This is a genomic window from Kitasatospora sp. NPDC005748 (genome assembly GCF_040630735.1).
In the GTDB taxonomy this organism is placed as follows: domain Bacteria; phylum Actinomycetota; class Actinomycetes; order Streptomycetales; family Streptomycetaceae; genus Kitasatospora.
In genome coordinates, this window is the sequence record NZ_JBEXYD010000035.1 from 1 (window position 1) to 19,920 (window position 19,920).

Genomic DNA, 19,920 nt, shown 5'->3' on the forward strand with positions numbered 1-19,920 from the left:
CGACCGTGCGGACAGGCCGACCGTGCGGACAGGCCGACCGTGCGGACAGGCCGACGGGCCCGGGGCGAGACGCCCCGGGCCCGTCGGGCACCGCTGCGGCCGGCCCCGTCGGGCCGGCCGGAAACACCCGGCTCGCGCCGGCTACTTCTTCTCCTTCGGCGCCTCGGCGTCGGTGGACAGCGCGGCGATGAAGGCCTCCTGCGGGACCTCCACGCGGCCGACCATCTTCATCCGCTTCTTGCCTTCCTTCTGCTTCTCCAGCAGCTTGCGCTTGCGCGAGATGTCACCGCCGTAGCACTTGGCGAGAACGTCCTTGCGGATCGCGCGGACCGTCTCACGGGCGATCACCCGGGAGCCGATGGCGGCCTGGATCGGCACCTCGAACTGCTGGCGCGGGATCAGCTTCTGCAGCTTGCCGGCCATCATCACGCCGTAGTTGTAGGCCTTGTCCTTGTGCACGATCGCGGAGAACGCGTCCACCGCGTCGCCGTGCAGCAGGATGTCGACCTTGACCAGCTGGGCGCTCTGCTCGCCGATGGGCTCGTAGTCGAAGGAGCCGTAGCCGCGGGTCTTGGACTTCAACTGGTCGAAGAAGTCGAAGACGATCTCGGCGAGCGGCAGGGTGTAGCGCAGCTCGACGCGGTCCTCGGAGAGGTAGTCCATGCCCTGGAGGTTGCCGCGACGGGCCTGGCAGAGCTCCATGATGGCGCCGACGAACTCGTTCGGCGCCAGGATGGTGCCGCGCACGACCGGCTCGTAGACCTCGGCGAGCTTCCCGGTCGGGAACTCGCTGGGGTTGGTGACGGTGTGCTCGGTGCCGTCCTCCATCACGACGCGGTAGACCACGTTCGGGGCGGTGGAGATCAGGTCGAGGTTGAACTCGCGCTCCAGGCGCTCCCGGATGATCTCCAGGTGCAGCAGGCCGAGGAAGCCGCAGCGGTAGCCGAAGCCGAGGGCGACCGAGGTCTCCGGCTCGTAGACCAGCGCGGCGTCGTTCAGGCGCAGCTTGTCGAGGGCGTCGCGCAGCAGCGGGTAGTCCGAGCCGTCCAGCGGGTACAGGCCGGAGAAGACCATCGGACGCGGGTCCTTGTAGCCGCCCAGCGCCTCGGTCGCACCCTTGTGCATCGAGGTGATGGTGTCACCGACCTTGGACTGCCGGACGTCCTTCACCCCGGTGATGATGTAGCCGACCTCGCCGACGCCCAGGCCGTCGGCGACCTTCGGCTCCGGCGAGATGACGCCGATCTCCAGCAGCTCGTGGGTCGCGCCGGTGGACATCATGGCGATGCGCTCGCGCTTGGTGAGCTGGCCGTCGACGACCCGGACGTAGGTGACCACGCCGCGGTAGGAGTCGTAGACCGAGTCGAAGATCATCGCGCGGGCCGGGGCGTCCTTGACGCCGACCGGGGCCGGGATCTTGTCGACCAGGTGGTCGAGCAGCTCCTCGACGCCGAGACCGGTCTTGGCGCTGACCTTGAGCACGTCGTCCGGGTCGCAGCCGATGATGTGCGCGATCTCGGCGGCGTACTTCTCCGGCTGGGCGGCGGGCAGGTCGATCTTGTTGAGCACCGGGACGATCGTGAGGTCGTTCTCCAGCGCCAGGTACAGGTTGGCGAGGGTCTGCGCCTCGATGCCCTGGGCGGCGTCCACCACGAGGACGGTGCCCTCGCAGGCGGCGAGGGAGCGGGACACCTCGTACGTGAAGTCCACGTGGCCCGGGGTGTCGATCATGTTGAGGATGTGCGTCGAGCCGGCGTTCGGCCCCGTCTTCGGCGCCCATGGGAGGCGGACGGCCTGCGACTTGATGGTGATGCCGCGCTCACGCTCGATGTCCATGCGGTCGAGGTACTGGGCACGCATCTGCCGCGGGTCGACCACACCGGTGATCTGGAGCATCCGGTCTGCGAGCGTCGACTTGCCGTGGTCGATGTGGGCGATGATGCAGAAGTTGCGGATCAGCGCCGGGTCGGTACGGCTGGGCTCTGGCACATTGCTGGGGGTCGCGGGCACCTTGGTCCGATTCTCCGTTGGTCCGGGGGCCGGGGGCGTCCGGGTCATCGCTGACCGGTTTCCCGGGGACCGGACAGTCGTCCGATCGAAATAGTTCTTCCCATCCTCCCACGACCGCGACGTCCGCCGCCGTTCGGTTCCACCGGGGCCGCGCCGGGGGTGCTCCGGGAGTCGGTGCGCGGGTCCGTCCGGGGTCGGTGCGCGGGTCCGTCCGGGAAGTCCGTCCGGGGCTGGTCCGCGGGCCCGTTCAAGTGCCGCCGCGGGGCCCTTGAACGGCCGTCCCTTCCCGCGGCCCGACCGGTCGGGGCAGGATGGTCGTCCATGATCCTGGAAAGCGCCCTCCTCGACGTCGTTCCCGGCCAGGAGGACGCGTTCCTCGCCGCCTTCGCGGAGGCGAAGCCGCTGATCGCGGTCCAGTCCGGCTTCCGCTCCCTCGCGCTGCGCCGCTGCCTCGACGAGGGCCGCGGCGCCAGGTTCCTGCTCCAGGTGGAATGGGAGGCGCTGGAGGACCACACGGAGGGGTTCCGCCGTTCCGCCGAGTACCAGCGGTGGCGCGAGCTGCTGCACCGCTTCTACCGGCCGTTTCCCGAGGTCGAGCACTACGGCGAGCCGGTGCTCCGGGCCTGATCCGGATCCGGCCGGTTTGGGTCGGGCGGTGCCCCCCTGGTAGCGTGGGGCGCTGCACCTGGCCCAGGCATGCCCTCTCAGCAGTCCGGCGGCCGCGCGGTGCAACTCTCCCCCAGCCTTCGGCCGGGGGGACCCCAGAACCGTTTACTGACAAGACTGAGGCTCCTTCGTGGCGAACATCAAGTCCCAGATCAAGCGCAACAAGACCAACGAGAAGGCGCGCCTGCGCAACAAGGCCGTCAAGTCCTCGCTGAAGACCGCCCTGCGCAAGGCCCGTGAGGCCGCTGCCGCCGGCGAGACCGAGAAGGCCACCGTGCTGGCCCGCGCCGCCTCCAAGGCGCTGGACAAGGCCGTCAGCAAGGGCGTCATCCACGCCAACCAGGCCGCCAACAAGAAGTCGGCCATCACCAAGCGCGTCAACGCCGTCCAGGCCTGACTCCGCCGGGGCCCACGGCCCCGACCGCCCCAGGACGGACCGGCCCTCTACCCGGTCCCCTGAGGCACGAGCTCAAGACTCGCACCGCACGCGGCCTGCGTTCGCCACGCGGGTGCGGTGCACGAAGATCCACCGGAAGTGCCCGTTGGTAGGCGCTTCCCCCGACTGCCCGCCCGGTCCCCACCGGGCGGGCAGTCGTCGTTTCGGGCCGGGGCTTCCGCTGCGGACGTTCTCGCGCGGATCCCCGTCGCCCGGCGGACCGGCTGCGGGTCCTGCGGCTGCGGCTTCTGTCGCGTTCTGTGGTCCTGCCGCTATGGTCGGTGACGGCAGCTCGGGGGGCCGCGCTCACGGAGACCGGGCCGGCGGCGGTCGCGTCCCCCTCCCGGGGGGCCACCGCGTTCCGGGTCACCGTTTCGGGGCACCGTTTCGGGCCATCGTTGCGAGTCACGGTTCCGGGGCGGCACCTTCGTGGCAGGCATCTTCGTCGACGCTCAGGGGGCACCTATGACGACGCCACCACCGCCACCACCACCACCGGCCCAGGGCGGACCGGGGTTCGGCGGCTTCCCGCAGCAGCCACCGAAGCCCGGGACGGCCCCGGGCTTCGGACCTCCGCCCGGACTGCCCGCCTCCCCCGGACTGCCCGCGTCGCCCGGACTTCCCGCCTCCCCTGGACTTCCCGCCGCTCCGGGGCCGGCCCCCTCACCCGGTACGGCTCCCGCCGGGGAGCCCGGGCCGCGCGAGGGGACGGTCAGGAGGGGCGGAAACCTGCGCCGCAACGCCGTCTGGGCGTTCGTCGGCGCCGTCCTGGCCTCGGCCGCCTGGTCCGGCGCCGTGGCCCTGGTACCGCGGATCGTCGACAGCGGCTCCCCGGCGCAGAGCCTCCACGGCTACCACGCGGTCGACAGGCTCTGCGAGTCGGGCACGCTCACCGCGTTCAAGAAGCAGTACCGCATGGTCGACGACTACCCGCTGCAGCACACCGGCCGGTCCGACTCCATGGACATCATGCGGTGCTACGCGCTGGTCAAACGGGCGGTCAGCGGGAGCGACGTCGCCGACTACGCCACCCTCGACATCCGCGCCGAACTGCACCGGGCGGTCGACTCCGCGCCCGAATTCGCCGCCACCCGAAGCTACTTCGAGCAGCAGAAGTACGAGATCACCGATGTGCCGAACCTCGGCCAGGAGGCCTACTTCGCCTACGGCGACGAGCCGACCAGCTCGGACCAGACCTTCCACGACATCAACCACTACCTACAGGTCCGGGACGGCGGGATGACGTACTCCCTGTACTGGACGGACAACTACCAGGTCGGGAAGAACACCACGCTGGACCGCGAGACCGTCCGCCGGGCGATGCTCGACGACACCCGGGACATCCTGAAGGCGATCGGCGGCTCGTAAGGGCCGGTCGTGGCGGCCCGGTCGGGAGGGTTTCCCGTGGGGCCGGTCGGGCCGGTCGGGCCGGTCGGGTCGGTCGCAGGGGCTGCTCGTGGCGGCCGGCCGTCCCGGCGGGCGGGCCCGGGTTGCCGGGGCGCCCGTGCCGGGATCAGTAGGAACGGCCCCCGGAGCCGGCGCGCGCGGCCCAGGCGACGGCCACCACGGCCCGCTCCAGCGCGAAGGCGGGGTCGTCGGAGCCGCCCTTGACGGCCGCGTCCGCCTGGGCGATCGCCGTCAGGGCCGTCGCCACGCCGTCGCCCGTCCAGCCGCGCATCTGCTGGCGGACCCGCTCGACCTTCCACGGGGGCATCCCCAGCTCGCGGGCCAGATCGGCCGGGCGCATGTTCCGCCCGGTGGTCGCCAGCCGACCGATGCTGCGGACCCCGGACGCCAGCGCGTAGGTGATACCGGTCGGCGGCTGCCCGACGGCCAGCGCCCAGCGCAACCGCTCCAGCGCCTCGGCGGCCCGGCCGGTGACCGCGAAGTCCGCCACCTCGAAGCCGGTGGCCTCGGCCCGGCCGCTGTAGTAGCGGGCCACCACCGTCTCGTCGATGGTGCCCTCGACGTCCGAGGTGAGCTGGCTGCACGCGGCCGCCAGCTCGCGGAGGTCACTGCCGAGCGCGTCCAGCAGGGCCTGGCACGCCTCCGGGGTGGCCGACCTGCCGAGCGTGCGGAACTCTCCCCGGACGAAGGCCAGCCGGTCCGACGCCTTCGCCAGCTTCGCGCAGGCGACCTCACGGCCGCCCGCCTTCCGCCCGGCGTCCAGCAGGCCCTTGCCCTTGGCGCCGCCCGCGTGCACCAGCACCACGATCACCTCGTCGGCCGGGGCCTCGATGTACGCCTTGAGCTCCTTGACGGAGTCGGCGGAAAGGTCCTGGGCGGCCCGGACGACGATCACCTTGCGCTCGGCGAACAGCGAGGGCGTGGTCAGCTCGGCGAGGCTGCCGGGCTGCAGGGTGCCGGGTGGGAGGTCCCGCACATCGGTGTCCGGGTCCGCAGCCCTCGCCGCCGCCACCACCTGGGCGACCGCGCGGTCGAGCAGCAGCTCCTCCTGGCCGACCGCGAGGGTCAGCGGGGCGAGCAGGTCGTCGGGTGCACTCTTCCTGGCCATCGCCTACCAGCATCCCATGGGGTGGGGACACTCCCACCCGGAGGAACGACCGGTGGGCGAGGGTGGGCGGGGGTGGGCGGGGGTGGGCGGGCCGGGTCCGACGGCCGGAGGGGCGGGGCCGCCGGGGGTGGGCGGGGTGGGCTTGACCAGTGGGGGGTGTACTCCGACGCGGGAGGCGCTCCCGGGAGAATGGGCCGGTGACCGAACACCTCACCACCGACCAGCCGGACGACTTCGACCCGAGCGCCCGGCAGCTCCTCGTCCTGCCCGACCGCGACGCCGCCGAGGACGCCACGGAGGAACTCAGCGCCAACCACCCCGACCTCGGCGAACTCGAAATCGTCCGGGACGCCCTCGCCGGCGAGGACGACGCCGAGGACGCCCAGTGGCTGGTGGTCGTGGAACCCCCCGAGGACGGCTGGACCGCGGAGTTGCTCCGCGCCCTGGACGCCGTCGCCGCCGAGCACGAGGGGTGGCGCGAGGAGGGCTGATCCGTCGGCCCCGCCATGTCCTCCGGGGCCCGCCCCACCCCCCACCCCCACCCCCGCTCCCCCTCCCCCTCCTCCCCGCCCTCTCCACCTCCTCCCTGTGGAGAGGGCGGGTTGAGCGAGAGGGCTCACCCCGGCGGGCCGCGCGGCCCACCGGCCGGGTGCCGACCGCGCGACGCGGCCGCAGCGTGGCGGGTCTGCCCGCCGTGCGGGTGCACGGACGCCCCCAGACGAGCCGGGGTGTCGCCCGTCACCGCGATGTCCCCAGCGGTATCGGTGCGCAATACCGTGGCACCGAGGGCACGCAGCCGCTCCACCGTCCGCACGGACGGATGCCCGTACGGATTCCCCTCGCCACACGAGATCAACGCCAGCCTGGGCCTCAACGCGGCCGCGAGCTCCCAGTCCTGGTGCGCCGACCCGTGGTGGGCCACCTTCAGCACATCCACCCGGACACCACGGCCCCACCGCGCCGACAGCGCGGCCTGCGCGGGCGGTTCGAGATCGCCCAACAGAGCCAGCCGCACACCGTCCGCCACCGTCACCAGCAGCACCACACTCGCGTTGTTGGCCCCGGCAGCCTCCGCCGGAAGCACGGCATCGGGCCACACCACCTCCCATGACAGCCCCGGTCCGGCCGACCGGCGCTCGCCTGTCCGCGCGCGCACCAGTGGCACTCCGGCCGCAGCCGCCCACCCCGACACCCGGGCGGCCTCGCCCGGCGGCTCACCCAGGACCGTCCCCTCGATCGCGCCCACCGAACGCCCCCGCAACACCCCGGGCACACCCTCCACGTGGTCCGCGTGGAAGTGCGTCACCACCAGCAACGGCACCCGGGTGACCCCGAGGTCGCGCAGACAGCGGTCCGCCGCACGCGGATCCGGCCCGGCGTCCACCACCACCGCGCTCCCCGGCGCCACGCCGCCAGCGGTGACCGGCAGCACCACCATGTCCCCCTGACCCACGTCGCACATGACCAGCCGCCAGCCCGGTGGCGGCCAGCCGGTCGCGAGCCGGGTGAGCAGGGGCGGCCGCACCAGCACGGCCAGCAGGACCAGGAGGAGCAGGCCCGCCACCAGCGGCCGGGCCCAGCCGCCCCTGACGCGCAGACCGACCGCTGCGGCGCGTCCGGGTGCCAGGAGAGGAACCGTCCAGCACACCGCCACCGTCGCCAGGGCCAGCGTCACCGTGCCGAGCAGCCCGCCGGGCCAGGAGATCTGAGCACCCGGCAGCTCCGCCCCATGCCGGGCCACCGCCGCGAGCCAGCCCACCGGGAGCCCGGCCGGCTCCGCGAGCAGCCGGGCCAGGGCCGGCGAGAGCGGCTCCAGGACGAGCACCGCGAAGCCGAGCAGAGTCGCCGGAGCCACCGCCAGCTCGGCCAGCAGGTTGCACGGCACCGCGACCAGGCTGATGTGTCCGGACAGCACGACCGTCACGGGCGCGCAGAGCGCCTGGGCCGCTGCCGTCGCGGCGACGGCGCCCGCCAGGTGGTGCGGCCAGCCCCGCGCCCGCAGGCGCTGCGCCCAGTGCGGGCCGACCACCAGCAGACCGGTGGTGGCGAGCACGGAGAGCAGGAAGCCGAACGACCGGGCGAGGTAAGGGTCGAGGAGCACCAGGAGCAACGCCGTACCGGCCAGGGCGGGCACCGCCTGCCGGGGTCGGCCGGTGGCGAGCGCGAGCAGTCCGATCAGCCCCGTACCGGCGGCCCGCAACACGCTGGGTTCCGGTCGGCAGACGGTCACGAACGCCAGCGTGACGACTGTGCCGAGCAGCGCGGTGGTGCGCAGCGGGATACCGAACGCGGCGGCCAGGCCACGTCGTTCGGCTGTACCGGCACGACTGGGGGCACCGAGCAGGACACCCAGCACGATCGCGAGATTGGCCCCGCTGACCGCGACCAGATGCGCCATGTCGGTGGCCCGGAAGGCGTCCAGGAGGTCCCCGGGCAGGCGTGAGGTGTCACCGACCACCAAGGCCGGGAGCAACCCCCTTGCGTCCGGCGGCAGATCGTCACTTGCCGTCCGCAGCCCCGCCCGCAACCGGCCGGCGACCCGTTGCGGCAGGCTGGGCGGCGCGAGCTCCCGTGGCGGCCCGTGAGCGATCAACAGCGCGGCCGACTCCTCGTCGTAGCCCTCCCCCGCCGGGCGGACGTCCGCTTCCACGGCGACACGGGCCGACGGGAGCAGCCGTTGCCACGCGCCGATCTCCGGCCCTCGCGCCATCACCGTCACCGGCGTCCGCGTCCTGGTCACCGTCTCGGTGCCGACCGGCGGGCCGCCCGCGCCGTCGCCCGGGGCCGGAGCCGCCGGCTCGAAGCCCGCCGGGACGGTGACCCGCTCCACCACCGCGTCCACGGTGAGGACGGTCTGCCCGGCAGCCGTTCCCCTGGTGCGGGAGGTGTGGGCTCTCGGGTCGGCGGTGATGGTCAGTTCGACGCCCACCTCCGGCGCGGCGGCGCCGGCCCGGGCCAGCCCGGGCAGCGGCCCCCGGTGGAGGTCGGCGGTGTGCAGCAGGGTCGCGGCGGCGGCCGCCGCACCGGTGAGCAGCACGGCGGCCAGCGTCATGGCGGCGCCGCGACGCCGCCGCACTCCCGGGCGGGCGAGCAGGAGGACGGCGAACAGGACGGCCGTGCCGGCGGCCGAGGACAGCAGGAGGCCGTGTCCGGGGCCCAGCCCGAGAACACCCGCCGTGACCACCCAGGCCGCGACGGCGGGGAGGAGCAGGCGAAGATCGCCGGGAGGCCGGCGCGGCCCGACGGCGTCTGTGGTGGCAGTGGCGGCGATGACGGCACCTCCTTCCGGGGAGTGACCGACGGGTCGATGGGCGCCGGGTCGATGGGCAGACGGGTCGACGGGAGGACAGGTCGATGGGCTGACGGGTCGCACGGCTCCGTGCGTCGGCCGAGCCGGAAGCAGGAGCACCGACCGGAAGCGTCATCGGGCGGGTGCGGGCGGGTGCGGGCGGGTCAGAGCGTGAGCATCGGTCTGAGCTCCGCATAGGTGCGTTCGCCGATGCCGCTGACCTGCCGGAGCTGGTCGAGTGAGCGGAACGATCCGTGCGACGCGCGGAAGGCGATGATGCGCTGTGCCAGCGTCGGACCGACGCCCGGGAGCGTGTCGAGCTGTTCGAGGGTGGCGTGGTTCAGACTGACCGGCTGTTTCGGCACGGCGCCCGTGGCCGGCCCGCCCACGGCCTGCGCCGCACCGTCCGGTTCGCCGACGAGGATCTGCTCACCATCCGTCAGCACCCGGGCCAGGTTGAGGCCCTTGGTCTCCGTCTCGGGCAGCGGTCCGCCGGCCACGCGCAACGCGTCCGCCACCCGGGAGCCGCCGGGCAGCGTGTGGACACCGGGTGCGTGCACCCGCCCCCCGATGTCGACCACGACGACAGTGCGCGCCTCAGCGTCTCCCGGAGCTGCTGGGACGGGGCCGGCGGAGGCCTCCGGTGTGCTCGGGGGCGATGCCCCCGGCTCGGCCGGCGCGACCGCCGGCGCTGGCACCGCCACCGCCGGCACCGCGACCGGCTGGGGCCGCGCCAGCCAGAAGTGCTGAACGCCGTAGCCCACGGCGAGCAGCAGCAGGACGACCAGCCCCGACACGGCCCGCCGGTCGAGCATCACCGCAGGACCGAAGCGAAACCGCGCGCGACCCGGGTCGGCAGACCCGTCATCGTCGGACGGCACACCGTAAGGCGGCACACCGTCAAACCCCGCGCCATCAGCGGGTCCATCGACCGCCGCATTCGGCACGCCACCCGACCCGCCGCCCGACCCGGCCCCGAGGGGCGAGCCCCTGGGCGGCCCGGTGGCCGACGGCTCCGCCGCACCGGCGGCTCCCCCGGCCACCCTCGCGGCCGATTCCTCGGCGGCCCCTTCAGCGCCTCCCCCGGCCGCTGGCAGCAGCGCTGCCAGCCGACGCCGCGCCGTCTCCCCGACCCGCTGGCGCTTCACCGCGCCGATGTTCATGCTCGTCATGCGGAGCACGCTAGGAGCCGTCCGCCGTCGATGGGAGAATCGGCGAAACCCTGTGGAAAACCCCGGGGTTGTGGACAACTCATGTCACTCGCACGAGTGATCAGCAGTTGTCGGAGTTGACTTCCCGCCTGGCAGAGGTCCTCACGAGGCCCGTCTCAGCCCCCGTCCGGAGGACTCTTCACGCACCGCGGCTTCACGCCCCTCAGGGTTCACCACCCCGGCTTCACCACCCCGGCTTCACGGGCCTCAGCGCGGCGAGACCACCACTGCCAGCAGCCCCGGTCCGACATGCGCACCGATCACCGCGCCCACCTCGCCCACGTACAGGTCGCGCAGCCCGGGAATCCGCCCCCGCAGCCGCTCCGCGAGCGGCTCGACCCGCTCCTCCGCCGCCAGGTGGTGGACGGCGATGTCGACCTCCCGCTCCCCCGCCTGCTCGACCGCGATCTCCTCCAGCCGCGCGATCGCCCGCGACGCCGTCCGGACCTTCTCCAGCGGCTCGATCCGCCCGCCGTCCAGGTGCAGCAGCGGCTTCACCGCCAGCGCCGACCCGAGCAGCGCCCGGGCCGCCCCGATCCGGCCGCCCCGACGCAGGTGCTCCAGGGTGTCCACGTAGAAGAATCCGCTGGTCACCGCCGTCCGCGCGGTCACAGCGGCGACCACCTCGTCCAGTTCCCGCCCCGCCTCGATCGCCTCGGCCGCCGCCAGTACGCCGTATCCGAGGGCCATGCCGACCAGCCGGCTGTCCACCACACGCACCGGGACGGGCGCCTCGGCGGCCGCCAGCCGGGCCGCCTCCGCCGTCCCGGACAGCTCGGCGGAGATGTGCACCGAGACGATGCCCTTCGCGCCGGCCTCGGCGGCGGCCCGGTAGGCGGCGGCGAAGGCCTCGGGGCTCGGCCGGGAGGTCGTCACCCGCTGCTTGCCGCGCAGCGCCTCGGCGACGTCCTTGGGCGAGATCTCCACGCCCTCGGCGAGGACGGTGTCACCGACCGCGACGCTCAGCGGCACCACCGCGATCTCGTGACGGTCGACGGCCTGCTGGGGCAGATAAGCCGTGGAATCGGTGACAAGTGCGAGGTCGGCGGGCATGAGGCGGAGGTTACTCCGCGTCCGGCCAGGAGGACAGCGCCCGAACCGGGCCTGCCCCGGCCCGCCTGCCCGCCGTCCGGCCCCGGCCCCGGCGCCGGAACCGGGCGGAGCGCCGGGCGGCCCCGGCACCGGCACCGGGCGGGCGCCAGGGACAGCCGGTCGGTGCGCCGGGCACGGCGACCCCACCCGAGCCGTCCGGGAGGATCGAGTCTTCCGGGATGTGGCGGGGCCGGCGGAGCGGGACGTCCGGTCAGCCCGCCGTCGGCCCGGCCGACGGCTTCCGCAGCCGGTCCGCCAGCCGCGACAGCGGGTCGTTCAGCCCCAGCAGTTCCTCGGCGCTCGGACGCCCCTTCCCGTCCGTCAGCCCGGCCCGACCCGCCGCCGCCCCGCCAGCACCAGCACCAGCCCCAGCACCAGCCGACCCACCGGAACCGACGCCCGAACCGACGCCCGCCCCCGTACCCGACCCGGAATCCGACCCCGCCCCCGAGTGGTCCCAGTGCCGCAGCGCCCCCGCCTCGCTCTCGCACTCCTGGCTGAGCCGCCGGAGCTCGTCGTCGGCGAAGCGGTGCATCCGGTCCTGGGCCGCCCAGCGCATGGTCTCGGCGGAGTGGGTGATCCGTTCGGCGCGCTCCCGCAGCTCGGGCAGCTTGGCCGCGATCCGGCCCGGGTCCGGCTCGCGCTCCAGGATCCGCAGCTCAGCGTCCAGCTCGGCCGCGTGGGTGTCCAGCCGCCGCAGCAGGGCGAGTGCCTCACCGAGCTGGCCGTCCTGCACCAGACCGCTCTCCAGGACCTGGCGCGTGCCGTCCAGGGAGGTCCGCAGCCCCAGCCGGACGGCGGAGATCTGGCCCTGCGGGCCGGGCTTGGCGTAGGTCTTCGCCTTGAGGGTCACGTTCTCGACCGCGCGCCGGGCGTTGGCCTCGTGCCGCTCCACCTTCGTGGCGACCGCCCTCGCCGCCTTGACGGTCCCGACCACCACCAGCACCAGCATCGCGAGGCCGAAGAGCAGGGCCAGACCGACCATCACGCCGAGCGCGTCCATCACGAGCCACCTTCCGTCCGCCGAACCGGCCCCCACCGGGCCCAACGCGGGCCGGCCCACCGTGGGTTCCACGGTAGCCGCCCGACCCGTGCCGGGGGCAGGTCGAACGGGCCCGGGCTCCGGAGATCAGGGACAGATGGGGGATCTCCCCGAGGCGGGCCCGGCCTCGGGCAACGCATCCCGCCCCCACCTGCCTCCACCCACACCCGGCGGACCACCGCCCCGGGAACGCCGAAGGGCGGGCGCCCCGAAGGACACCCGCCCCGGCCGTCAACGACCCACGGCGACCACCGGCAGTCAGCCGGTGACGATGTTCACCAGCTTCGGCGCCCGCGCGATCACCTTGCGCACCGGCGCGTCCCCGATCGCCGCGACGACGGCCGGATCGGCCAGCGCCAGCGCCTCCAGCTCGGCGTCGGAGATCGACGGCACGACCTCCAGCCGGGCCTTGACCTTGCCCTTGATCTGCACGACGCAGGTGACCGCCTCGTCCACCACGTACGCCGGGTCGGCGACGGGGTAGTCGGTGTGGGCCAGCGAGTCGCCGTGGCCCAGTCGGCGCCACAGCTCCTCCGCGATGTGCGGGGCCAGCGGGGCGACCAGCAGGACCAGCCGCTCGGCGACCGGTCGCGGCGTGGAGCCGCGCTTCACCAGGAAGTTGTTCAGCTCGATCGCCTTGGCCACGGCCGTGTTGAAGCGCAGCGCGGCCATGTCGCCGCGGATGCCGTCGATGGCCTTGTGCAGCGCGCGCAGCGTCGCCTCGTCCGGCTCCTCGTCGGTGACGACCAGCTCGCCGGTGGCCTCGGAGACGATGTTGCGCCACAGCCGCTGCAGGAAGCGGTACGAGCCGACCACCGCGCGGGTGTCCCACGGGCGGGAGACGTCCAGCGGGCCCATCGACATCTCGTACAGGCGCAGCGTGTCGGCGCCGTACTCGTCGGCGATCTCGTCCGGGGCGACGGCGTTCTTCAGGGACTTGCCCATCTTGCCGGCCTCGCGCTTGACCGGCTCGCCCTGCCAGAAGTAGCCGCCGTCGCGCTCCTCGACCTCGGTGGCGGGCACCGGGAAGCCGCGCTCGTCGCGGTAGACGTCGGCGGTGATCATGCCCTGGTTGAACAGCTTGTGGAACGGCTCGACCGAGGAGACGTGGCCCAGGTCGTGCAGGACCTTGTGCCAGAACCGCGCGTACAGCAGGTGCAGCACGGCGTGCTCGGCACCGCCGACGTACAGGTCGGCGCCGCCGCCGGGCTTCTCGGCGGTCGGGCCCAGCCAGTACTGCTCGTTGGCCGGGTCGACGACCCGCGCGCCGTTCGACGGGTCGATGTAGCGCAGCTCGTACCAGCAGGAACCGGCCCAGTTGGGCATGGTGTTGGTCTCGCGGCGGTACTTCTTCGGCCCGTCGCCCAGGTCCAGCTCGACGTTGACCCAGTCCTCGTTGCGCGACAGCGGCGTCTTCGGGGAGGAGGTCGAGTCGAACGGGTCGTAGGTGTGCGGCGAGTAGTCGTCCACCTCGGGGACCTCGACCGGCAGCATCGACTCGGGCAGCGCGTGCATCACGCCGTCCTCGTCGTAGACGATCGGGAAGGGCTCGCCCCAGTACCGCTGGCGGCTGAACAGCCAGTCGCGCAGGCGGTAGTTGACGGTGCCCTCGCCGATGCCGCGCTCGGCCAGCCAGGCGGTGACGGCGGCCTTGCCGTCGGCGACGCTCAGACCGTCCAGCGAGATGCCGTTCTCGGTGCCCTCGGCGTGGGCCGAGTTGACGATGACGGAGTCGTACGTGCTGAAGGCGTCGTCCCAGGTGTGCGGGTCCTCGTCGCGGCCGTCGGTCGGCTTGACGACGCAGCGCATCGGCAGCTCGAAGGCGCGGGCGAACGCGAAGTCGCGGTGGTCGTGGGCCGGGACGGCCATGATCGCGCCGGTGCCGTAGCCCATCAGCACGTAGTCGGCGACGAAGACCGGGACGGGCTCGCCGCTGACCGGGTTGACCGCGTAGGCGCCGGTGAAGACACCGGTCTTGACCTTGGCCTCGACCTGGCGCTCCACGTCGGACTTGGCGGCGGCACTCGCGCGGTAGGCGGCGACGGCCTCGGCCGGGGTGGCGGCGCCGCCGGTCCACTCGTCACGGGTGCCGGCGGGCCAGGCGGCCGGCACGATCGAGTCGACCAGGTCGTGCTCGGGGGCCAGCACCATGTAGGTGGCGCCGAACAGGGTGTCGGGGCGGGTGGTGAAGACGGTGATCTTCCGGTCGCCGGGGGCCGCGAAGTCGACCCGGGCGCCTTCCGAGCGGCCGATCCAGTTGCGCTGCTGCAGCTTGATGGCCTCGGGCCAGTCCAGCAGGTCCAGGTCGGAGATCAGCCGGTCCGAGTAGGCGGTGATCCGCATCATCCACTGGCGCAGGTTCGACTTGAACACCGGGAAGTTGCCGCGCTCGGAGCGGCCGTCCGCGGTGACCTCCTCGTTGGCCAGCACGGTGCCCAGCCCGGGGCACCAGTTGACCGGCACCTCCTTGGAGTACGCCAGCCGGTAGTCGCCCAGCAGTTCGTCGCGCTCGGCGGCGGACAGCTCCGACCACGCGCGGCCGCCGGGGACCTCGCGCGAGCCGTCCGCGAAGCCGGCGATCAGCTCGGCGATCGGGCGGGCCCGGCCGGCCTCCTCGTCGTACCAGGAGTTGAAGATCTGCAGGAAGATCCACTGGGTCCAGCGGTAGTACTCCGGGTCGATCGTGGAGATCGAGCGGCGCGGGTCGTGGCCCAGGCCCAGCCGGCGCAGCTGCTGGCGCATGTTGGCGATGTTGGCCTCGGTGGAGACCCGCGGGTGGGTACCGGTCTGCACCGCGTACTGCTCGGCGGGCAGGCCGAACGCGTCGTAGCCCAGCGTGTGCAGCACGTTGTGGCCGGTCATCCGCTGGTAGCGGGCGAAGACGTCGGTGGCGATGTAGCCCAGCGGGTGGCCGACGTGCAGGCCCGCGCCGGAGGGGTACGGGAACATGTCCATGATGAAGCTGTGCGGCTTCGCGGAGACGTCCCCGGCGCTCGGGTCGGCCAGGTCACCGGCCGGGTTGGGGGCGCTGAACGTGCCCTCCTTCTCCCAGATGTCCTGCCAGCGGGACTCGATCTCCGCTGCCAGGGTGGCGCTGTACCGGAACGGCTCGGTCGCGGCCTCGGCCGCGCCGGAAGCAGGGGTCGTCTCGCTCATGGTCCTTCAGGCTCCATCGATGTCAGTGGGCGAACCGGGCACAGGGCCGGGCGCGGCACGAAAGGCGGCGGAAAACAAAAAAGCCCCTCGCAGGAGGGGGTGCCACGCCGACTCCGGCACCCGCCCTGGGGCGCGGCCGGTCCTGGTCAGCGCGGCCGGCTAAGGAGCAGGCGCACGGTTCGCATGGGCTCAGGGTACCGCAAGGGGCTCAGGCCTCCTCCGGAGATATCGACCGCGAGGCCGCGTCGAAGTCGCGCAGCGCGCGGGCCACCCGTTCGGACTGCATGCCCGCGGCCAGGGCGCGTGCCCGCTCGGCCGTGTCGGCGGCCTCCCGGAGGGAGCCGGTGCGGCGCTGGGAGTCCGCCAGCCGGACCATCAGCAGGGCCCTGGCCCGCGCGCGGCCGGGGCCGAGCCCGGCCACCGCCTCGGTGAGCAGGGCCTGGGCGCCGCGGTGGTCGCCGAGGAACAGGTGGCCCTCCCCCACCATCCCCGCGAGGTCCGCCCGGGCCTGCGCCACATCCGGCCCGGCACCCGCGCCGGAAGCCGCACCTTGCCCCGCACAAGCACAAGCAGACGCACCGGCACCAGTGCCGGCACCGGCACCGGCACTGGCAGAAGCACCCGCACCGGCACCCGCACCGGCAGAAGCACCCGCACCCGCCGCGGCGTCCAGCTCCGCGAACGCCCGCCCGGCCACCGCCGCCAGCTCCTCCGGCTCGCCGCGCCGCCCGTACGCCCGGGCCATCCGGCCGAGCTGCAGGGCCCGGTCGACCGGCCCGAGCGCGTCACCCGCCGTCTCCAGCACCCCGGCGAGCACGGTGACCGCGTCCAGCCCGCGCCCTCCCCCGCCCTGGGTGGCCAGCACCACCAGGCAGCCCACCACGCCCACCCCGAGCCGCAGGTCCCCGCTGAGGTGGGCGGCGCGCAGCGCGGCCACGAACGCCCGCTGGGCGGCCGCCTCGTGCCCCAGGTCGTACGCGGCCCAGCCCGCCAGCCGGGCCAGCCGACTGGCCGTGCCGTACAGCACGCGGCCCAACTCCTCGTCGTAACCGCCGAGTTCCAGCAGCTTCGCGACCATGGCCAGCTCGGCCCGGGTCGGCCCGAGCACCAGGCCGCCGCCGCAGGCCCGCTCCAGCCGCAGCTTGCTCCGGTAGGAGAGCCGGAGCTCCCCGACCAGCGCGGGGTCGATCCGCAGCGCGCCCTCCCCGCCGCCGACCGGGGGCGGGGCGGTGCCCAGCCGGCCGGCGGCCTGGTCGAGGTCGGCGCCGCGGAACAGGTCGGTGAGACGGACCGGGCCGGCGTCGGTGGCCGCCTCGCGCAACGCGGTCTGGGCGGTGTCGGCCGTCCAGGGGTCGGTGAGCAGCCGCGGCGAGAGGATCTTGGCCCCCCGGTTGCCGCCCATCCGGCCCCAGAGCTGCTCGTAGGTGACGGCGATGCCGAGGGCGCGGCCGAGCACCTCGCAGACCGTCTGGTCGTGCGGGCTTCGCGGGACCATGCCCCGGTCGCGCCACTTGTACGGGGCGGTGGAGCTGATCGCCAGGCCGGGCGGCAGGGTGAGGTTCACCTCGCGGGCCAGGCGCTCCGGGTTCCAGCCGAGCTGGTGCAGTATCCGGGCCAGCTCCTCGTTGCGCCTGCGCTCCAGATCGGCCATGGGACGACGGTAGCGGTCCGGCGGGGCCGGCTGCCGAGCCGTTCGGAAAACCCCGGACCGCCGGGGCCGCGAGCGCCCCCGAACCCGACGGAGGGATCCCGGGCCGCGAGAACGCACCCCGGACGCCGCGGAAAGCACCCCGGGCGCCCCGGAAACGCGGCCGGCGCGCCCCGGAAAACACCGAGGGCCGCCTCCCGGAACGGGAGACGGCCCTCGACTGCTGTGGAGCTACGGGGAATTGAACCCCGGACCTCTTGCATGCCATGCAAGCGCTCTACCAACTGAGCTACAGCCCCTTGACCTGCTGCGTCACCGGAGGTTTCCTTCGGTTTCCCTCGGCGACATCGACTACTTTACACGGTCGAAGGGGTGCTCCACGAATCCGTTACCGGAGGTACTACCCGGCCGTCGGGCGGGCGCGGGCGGCGAAGGCCGCGCCGACGCCGACCAGGCCCGCGATCGCGGCGGTGGTCACCAGCAGGGCGTGTCCGGAGTCCCGGGCCGCCGCCGGCAGCGAGACCCCGCCGAGGAAGACCGAGCCCAGCACCGCGACCCCGACCACCTGGCCGAGCTGTACGACCGTCACCATCACCCCGCTGGCGTCCGCCGCGTCGGCCGGGGCGACGCCGCCCAGCGCCCGGGCGAACAGCGGCGAGTACGTGCAGCCGGCCACGAGGCCCAGCCCGGTCATCAGCAGCAGCGCCACCGGGCCGATCTCCGCGCCGCCGCCGAGCAGCAGCCCGAGCAGCAGATAGCCGGGGACGAGCAGCCCGGCGCCGAGCAGCGGCAGGACGCCGTGCAGCCGGGCGGGCAGCCGGTGCCAGTGCAGGCTGGAGAACCCGAAGCCGAGCGCCATCGGCGCCGAGCAGAGGCCGGCCCGCAGCGCGCTGTGCCCGAGGCCGGACTGCTGGTGCAGCGCGAAGGCGAACAGGAAGCCCGCGAAGGCGGCCATGATCATGAAGATCGCGCCCGCCGCCGGTCGCAGCGTGGCCGTCCGCAGCACCCGGCCGCTGATCAGCGGCTGTCCGCCGCGCCGGGCGATCCGCCGCTCGACCACCGCGAACAGGGCGAACAGGACGGCGCTGGCGGCGAGCATCGCCCAGCCCCAGACGGGCCAGCCCAGTTCGTGGCCGAGCACCAGCGGCACCACCAGCAGCCCGAGGGCCGCGCCGAGCACCACCAGGCCGGGGAGGTCGAACCCGCGCCCGCGGTCGCCCGGCAGGCTCGGCAGCAGCCGGGCGCCGGCCGCCAGCAGGGCCAGCCCGATCGGCACGTTGACCAGGAAGACCGGGCGCCAGCCCGTCCCGAACAGGTCGGCGCTGACCAGGACTCCGCCGAGCACCTGGCCGACCGCCAGACCGCCGGCCAGCACGGCCGAGTAGAGGCCGAGCGCCCTGGTCCGGGCGGCGCCGGTGAAGGTGCGCTGCAGCAGGCTCATGACCTGCGGCACCATCAGCGCCGAGCCGGCGCCCTGGAGCAGCCGGAAGGCGATCAGCCAGCCGGTGGCCGGTGCCAGCCCGCAGGCCAGCGAGGCGAGGGTGAAGGCGGCCAGGCCCAGCTGGAACAGCCGGCTGTAGCCGTAGCGGGCGCCCAGCCGGGCCCCGGTGATGAGCAGCACCGCGTAGGCGATGGTGTAGCCGGCGATCACGAGTTGGAGGGCCGCGCCCGAGGCGTGCAGGTCGGTGCGGATGGTCGGCACCGCGACGTTGACGATGGAGACGTCCAGGATGGCCATGAACTGGCCGCAGAGCAGGAGGGTGAGGAGCAGCCCGGGCCTGGTGGCCGGGCCGCCGGTGGTGGTGGCGCCGGCCGCACCGGGCCGGATCTGAAGGTCCGTCATGGGCCCAGCCTGCGGCGCGTCCGGTACTGGTGGTTAGAGCCTGCCGATCCTGGTACTGGCAGCACCTGTCTCGGCCGCCCGGTCTGCGGCACGATGGCGGGTATGACCGTCCTGGACGACCGCACCGCCACCCCCGTCGGACCGCGCCGGCAGGACCGCCGCCGCACCGAGCTGGCCGGCTACCTCAAGGCCTGCCGCGCCCGGGTCACCCCCGAGGAGGTCGGCCTGCCGCCGGGGCTGCGCCGCCGCACGCCGGGGCTGCGCCGGGAGGAGGTGGCGCAGCTCTCCGGGGTCGGCGTCACCTGGTACACCTGGCTGGAGCAGGGGCGGCCGATCAACGCCAGCGAGCAGGTGCTGGCGGCGGTGGCCCGGACGCTGCGGCTGGACGACACCGAACGGGAGCACCTGTTCCGGCTCGCCGGGGTGTCCGCGAGCCCGAGCAGCCGGCCCGAGCCCCCCGTCCTCGACCCGTCCACCCAGGCCATCCTGGACGCCCTCGCGCCGCTGCCGGCCGCGGTCTCGAACACCCGGTTCGACGTGCTGATGTACAACCGGTCGTACGAGTCGCTGTTCGGGACGAACCGGAACGTGACGCCCAGCGGGCGGTTCAACAGCATCTGGTGCACGCTGCTCATGCCGCCGTGCTGCAACCCGTTCCTGAACCGCGCGGAGGCGCTGCCGCGGATGGTGGCGGTGCTGCGGGCCGCGTACGGCAAACACGTCGGCGAGCCGGTCTGGGAGCAGCACGTGCAGGGGCTGTCGGCGAAGAGCGAGCTGTTCCGGGACCTCTGGGCCCGGCAGGAGGTGGCACCGCCGGAGACGTCGCTGCGGGTGTTCCGGCACCCGCAGGTCGGGGTGCTGCGGCTGAACGCCTCGTACCTGACGCTGCCCGGGGTGCCCGAGACCTACGTGGTGGTCTACCTCCCGGACGGGGACGGGGACCGTGAGCGGATCGAGGAGCTCGCCGCGCTGCCGCCCGGCGGCTGGCTGAACAGCTGCCACTCCTGAACGG

At 73.8% G+C, this 19,920-nt stretch carries 14 protein-coding genes and 1 tRNA gene; 5 read left to right on the forward strand and 10 right to left on the reverse strand.

Annotated elements, in window-relative coordinates:
• Nucleotides 1-141 precede the first annotated feature (141 nt).
• Entirely contained in the window at nt 142-2,010 is a 1,869-nt protein-coding gene (gene lepA / locus ABZ495_RS23560; RefSeq protein WP_352289110.1) for a translation elongation factor 4, read from the reverse strand.
• Nucleotides 2,011-2,331: 321 nt separating this feature from the next.
• Here lepA and ABZ495_RS23565 point away from each other — a divergent pair, with 321 nt between their 5' ends.
• The 3 genes from ABZ495_RS23565 (at nt 2,332) to ABZ495_RS23575 (ending at nt 4,480) form a co-directional block, all read left to right on the forward strand.
• Complete coding sequence (locus ABZ495_RS23565; protein WP_359837880.1) at nt 2,332-2,637, forward strand: antibiotic biosynthesis monooxygenase; 306 nt, start codon at nt 2,332-2,334, stop codon at nt 2,635-2,637.
• 169 nt (nt 2,638-2,806) lie between these two features.
• Nucleotides 2,807-3,073 (forward strand): 30S ribosomal protein S20, encoded by a 267-nt coding sequence (gene rpsT / locus ABZ495_RS23570; protein ID WP_329487599.1) that lies wholly within the window; start codon nt 2,807-2,809, stop codon nt 3,071-3,073.
• Nucleotides 3,074-3,577: 504 nt separating this feature from the next.
• Nucleotides 3,578-4,480: a hypothetical protein gene (locus ABZ495_RS23575; protein ID WP_359837882.1), complete on the forward strand. Its 903-nt coding sequence runs from the start codon at nt 3,578-3,580 to the stop codon at nt 4,478-4,480.
• 145 nt (nt 4,481-4,625) lie between these two features.
• On the opposite strand, the gene holA is transcribed toward ABZ495_RS23575, so the two are convergent.
• Nucleotides 4,626-5,627: a DNA polymerase III subunit delta gene (gene holA / locus ABZ495_RS23580; RefSeq protein ID WP_359837884.1), complete on the reverse strand. Its 1,002-nt coding sequence runs from the start codon at nt 5,625-5,627 to the stop codon at nt 4,626-4,628.
• A gap of 197 nt (nt 5,628-5,824) precedes the next feature.
• Here holA and ABZ495_RS23585 point away from each other — a divergent pair, with 197 nt between their 5' ends.
• Complete coding sequence (locus ABZ495_RS23585; RefSeq protein WP_329487602.1) at nt 5,825-6,118, forward strand: hypothetical protein; 294 nt, start codon at nt 5,825-5,827, stop codon at nt 6,116-6,118.
• A gap of 125 nt (nt 6,119-6,243) precedes the next feature.
• Here ABZ495_RS23585 and ABZ495_RS23590 read toward each other — a convergent pair whose 3' ends face one another.
• From ABZ495_RS23590 to ABZ495_RS23625, 8 genes are all read right to left on the reverse strand, one after another.
• Nucleotides 6,244-8,811 (reverse strand): ComEC/Rec2 family competence protein, encoded by a 2,568-nt coding sequence (locus ABZ495_RS23590; RefSeq protein ID WP_359837886.1) that lies wholly within the window; start codon nt 8,809-8,811, stop codon nt 6,244-6,246.
• Between the two features lie 269 nt (nt 8,812-9,080).
• Nucleotides 9,081-10,088, reverse strand: coding sequence for a ComEA family DNA-binding protein (locus ABZ495_RS23595; RefSeq protein ID WP_359837888.1), 1,008 nt, complete (start codon nt 10,086-10,088; stop codon nt 9,081-9,083).
• A gap of 246 nt (nt 10,089-10,334) precedes the next feature.
• Nucleotides 10,335-11,180: a DegV family protein gene (locus tag ABZ495_RS23600; protein WP_359808038.1), complete on the reverse strand. Its 846-nt coding sequence runs from the start codon at nt 11,178-11,180 to the stop codon at nt 10,335-10,337.
• 250 nt (nt 11,181-11,430) lie between these two features.
• Complete coding sequence (locus ABZ495_RS23605) at nt 11,431-12,222, reverse strand: hypothetical protein (RefSeq protein ID WP_359837890.1); 792 nt, start codon at nt 12,220-12,222, stop codon at nt 11,431-11,433.
• A 297-nt stretch (nt 12,223-12,519) separates the two neighbouring features.
• On the reverse strand, nt 12,520-15,417 hold the full coding sequence (leuS, locus tag ABZ495_RS23610) for a leucine--tRNA ligase (protein WP_359837892.1): 2,898 nt from the start codon (nt 15,415-15,417) through the stop codon (nt 12,520-12,522).
• Nucleotides 15,418-15,625: 208 nt separating this feature from the next.
• Entirely contained in the window at nt 15,626-17,068 is a 1,443-nt protein-coding gene (locus tag ABZ495_RS23615; protein WP_359837894.1) for a hypothetical protein, read from the reverse strand.
• Nucleotides 17,069-17,291: 223 nt separating this feature from the next.
• Nucleotides 17,292-17,364: transfer RNA gene (locus tag ABZ495_RS23620), tRNA-Ala, on the reverse strand.
• Between the two features lie 101 nt (nt 17,365-17,465).
• The gene (locus ABZ495_RS23625; RefSeq protein ID WP_352289137.1) at nt 17,466-18,908 is read right to left on the reverse strand and encodes an MFS transporter; all 1,443 of its coding nucleotides are present in this window, start codon (nt 18,906-18,908) and stop codon (nt 17,466-17,468) included.
• Nucleotides 18,909-19,010: 102 nt separating this feature from the next.
• On the opposite strand from ABZ495_RS23625, the gene ABZ495_RS23630 reads away from it, so the two are divergent.
• Nucleotides 19,011-19,916 carry a helix-turn-helix transcriptional regulator gene (locus tag ABZ495_RS23630; RefSeq protein WP_359808029.1) on the forward strand — a complete coding sequence of 302 codons (906 nt, stop codon included), beginning with the start codon at nt 19,011-19,013 and terminating at the stop codon, nt 19,914-19,916.
• Nucleotides 19,917-19,920 lie beyond the last annotated feature (4 nt).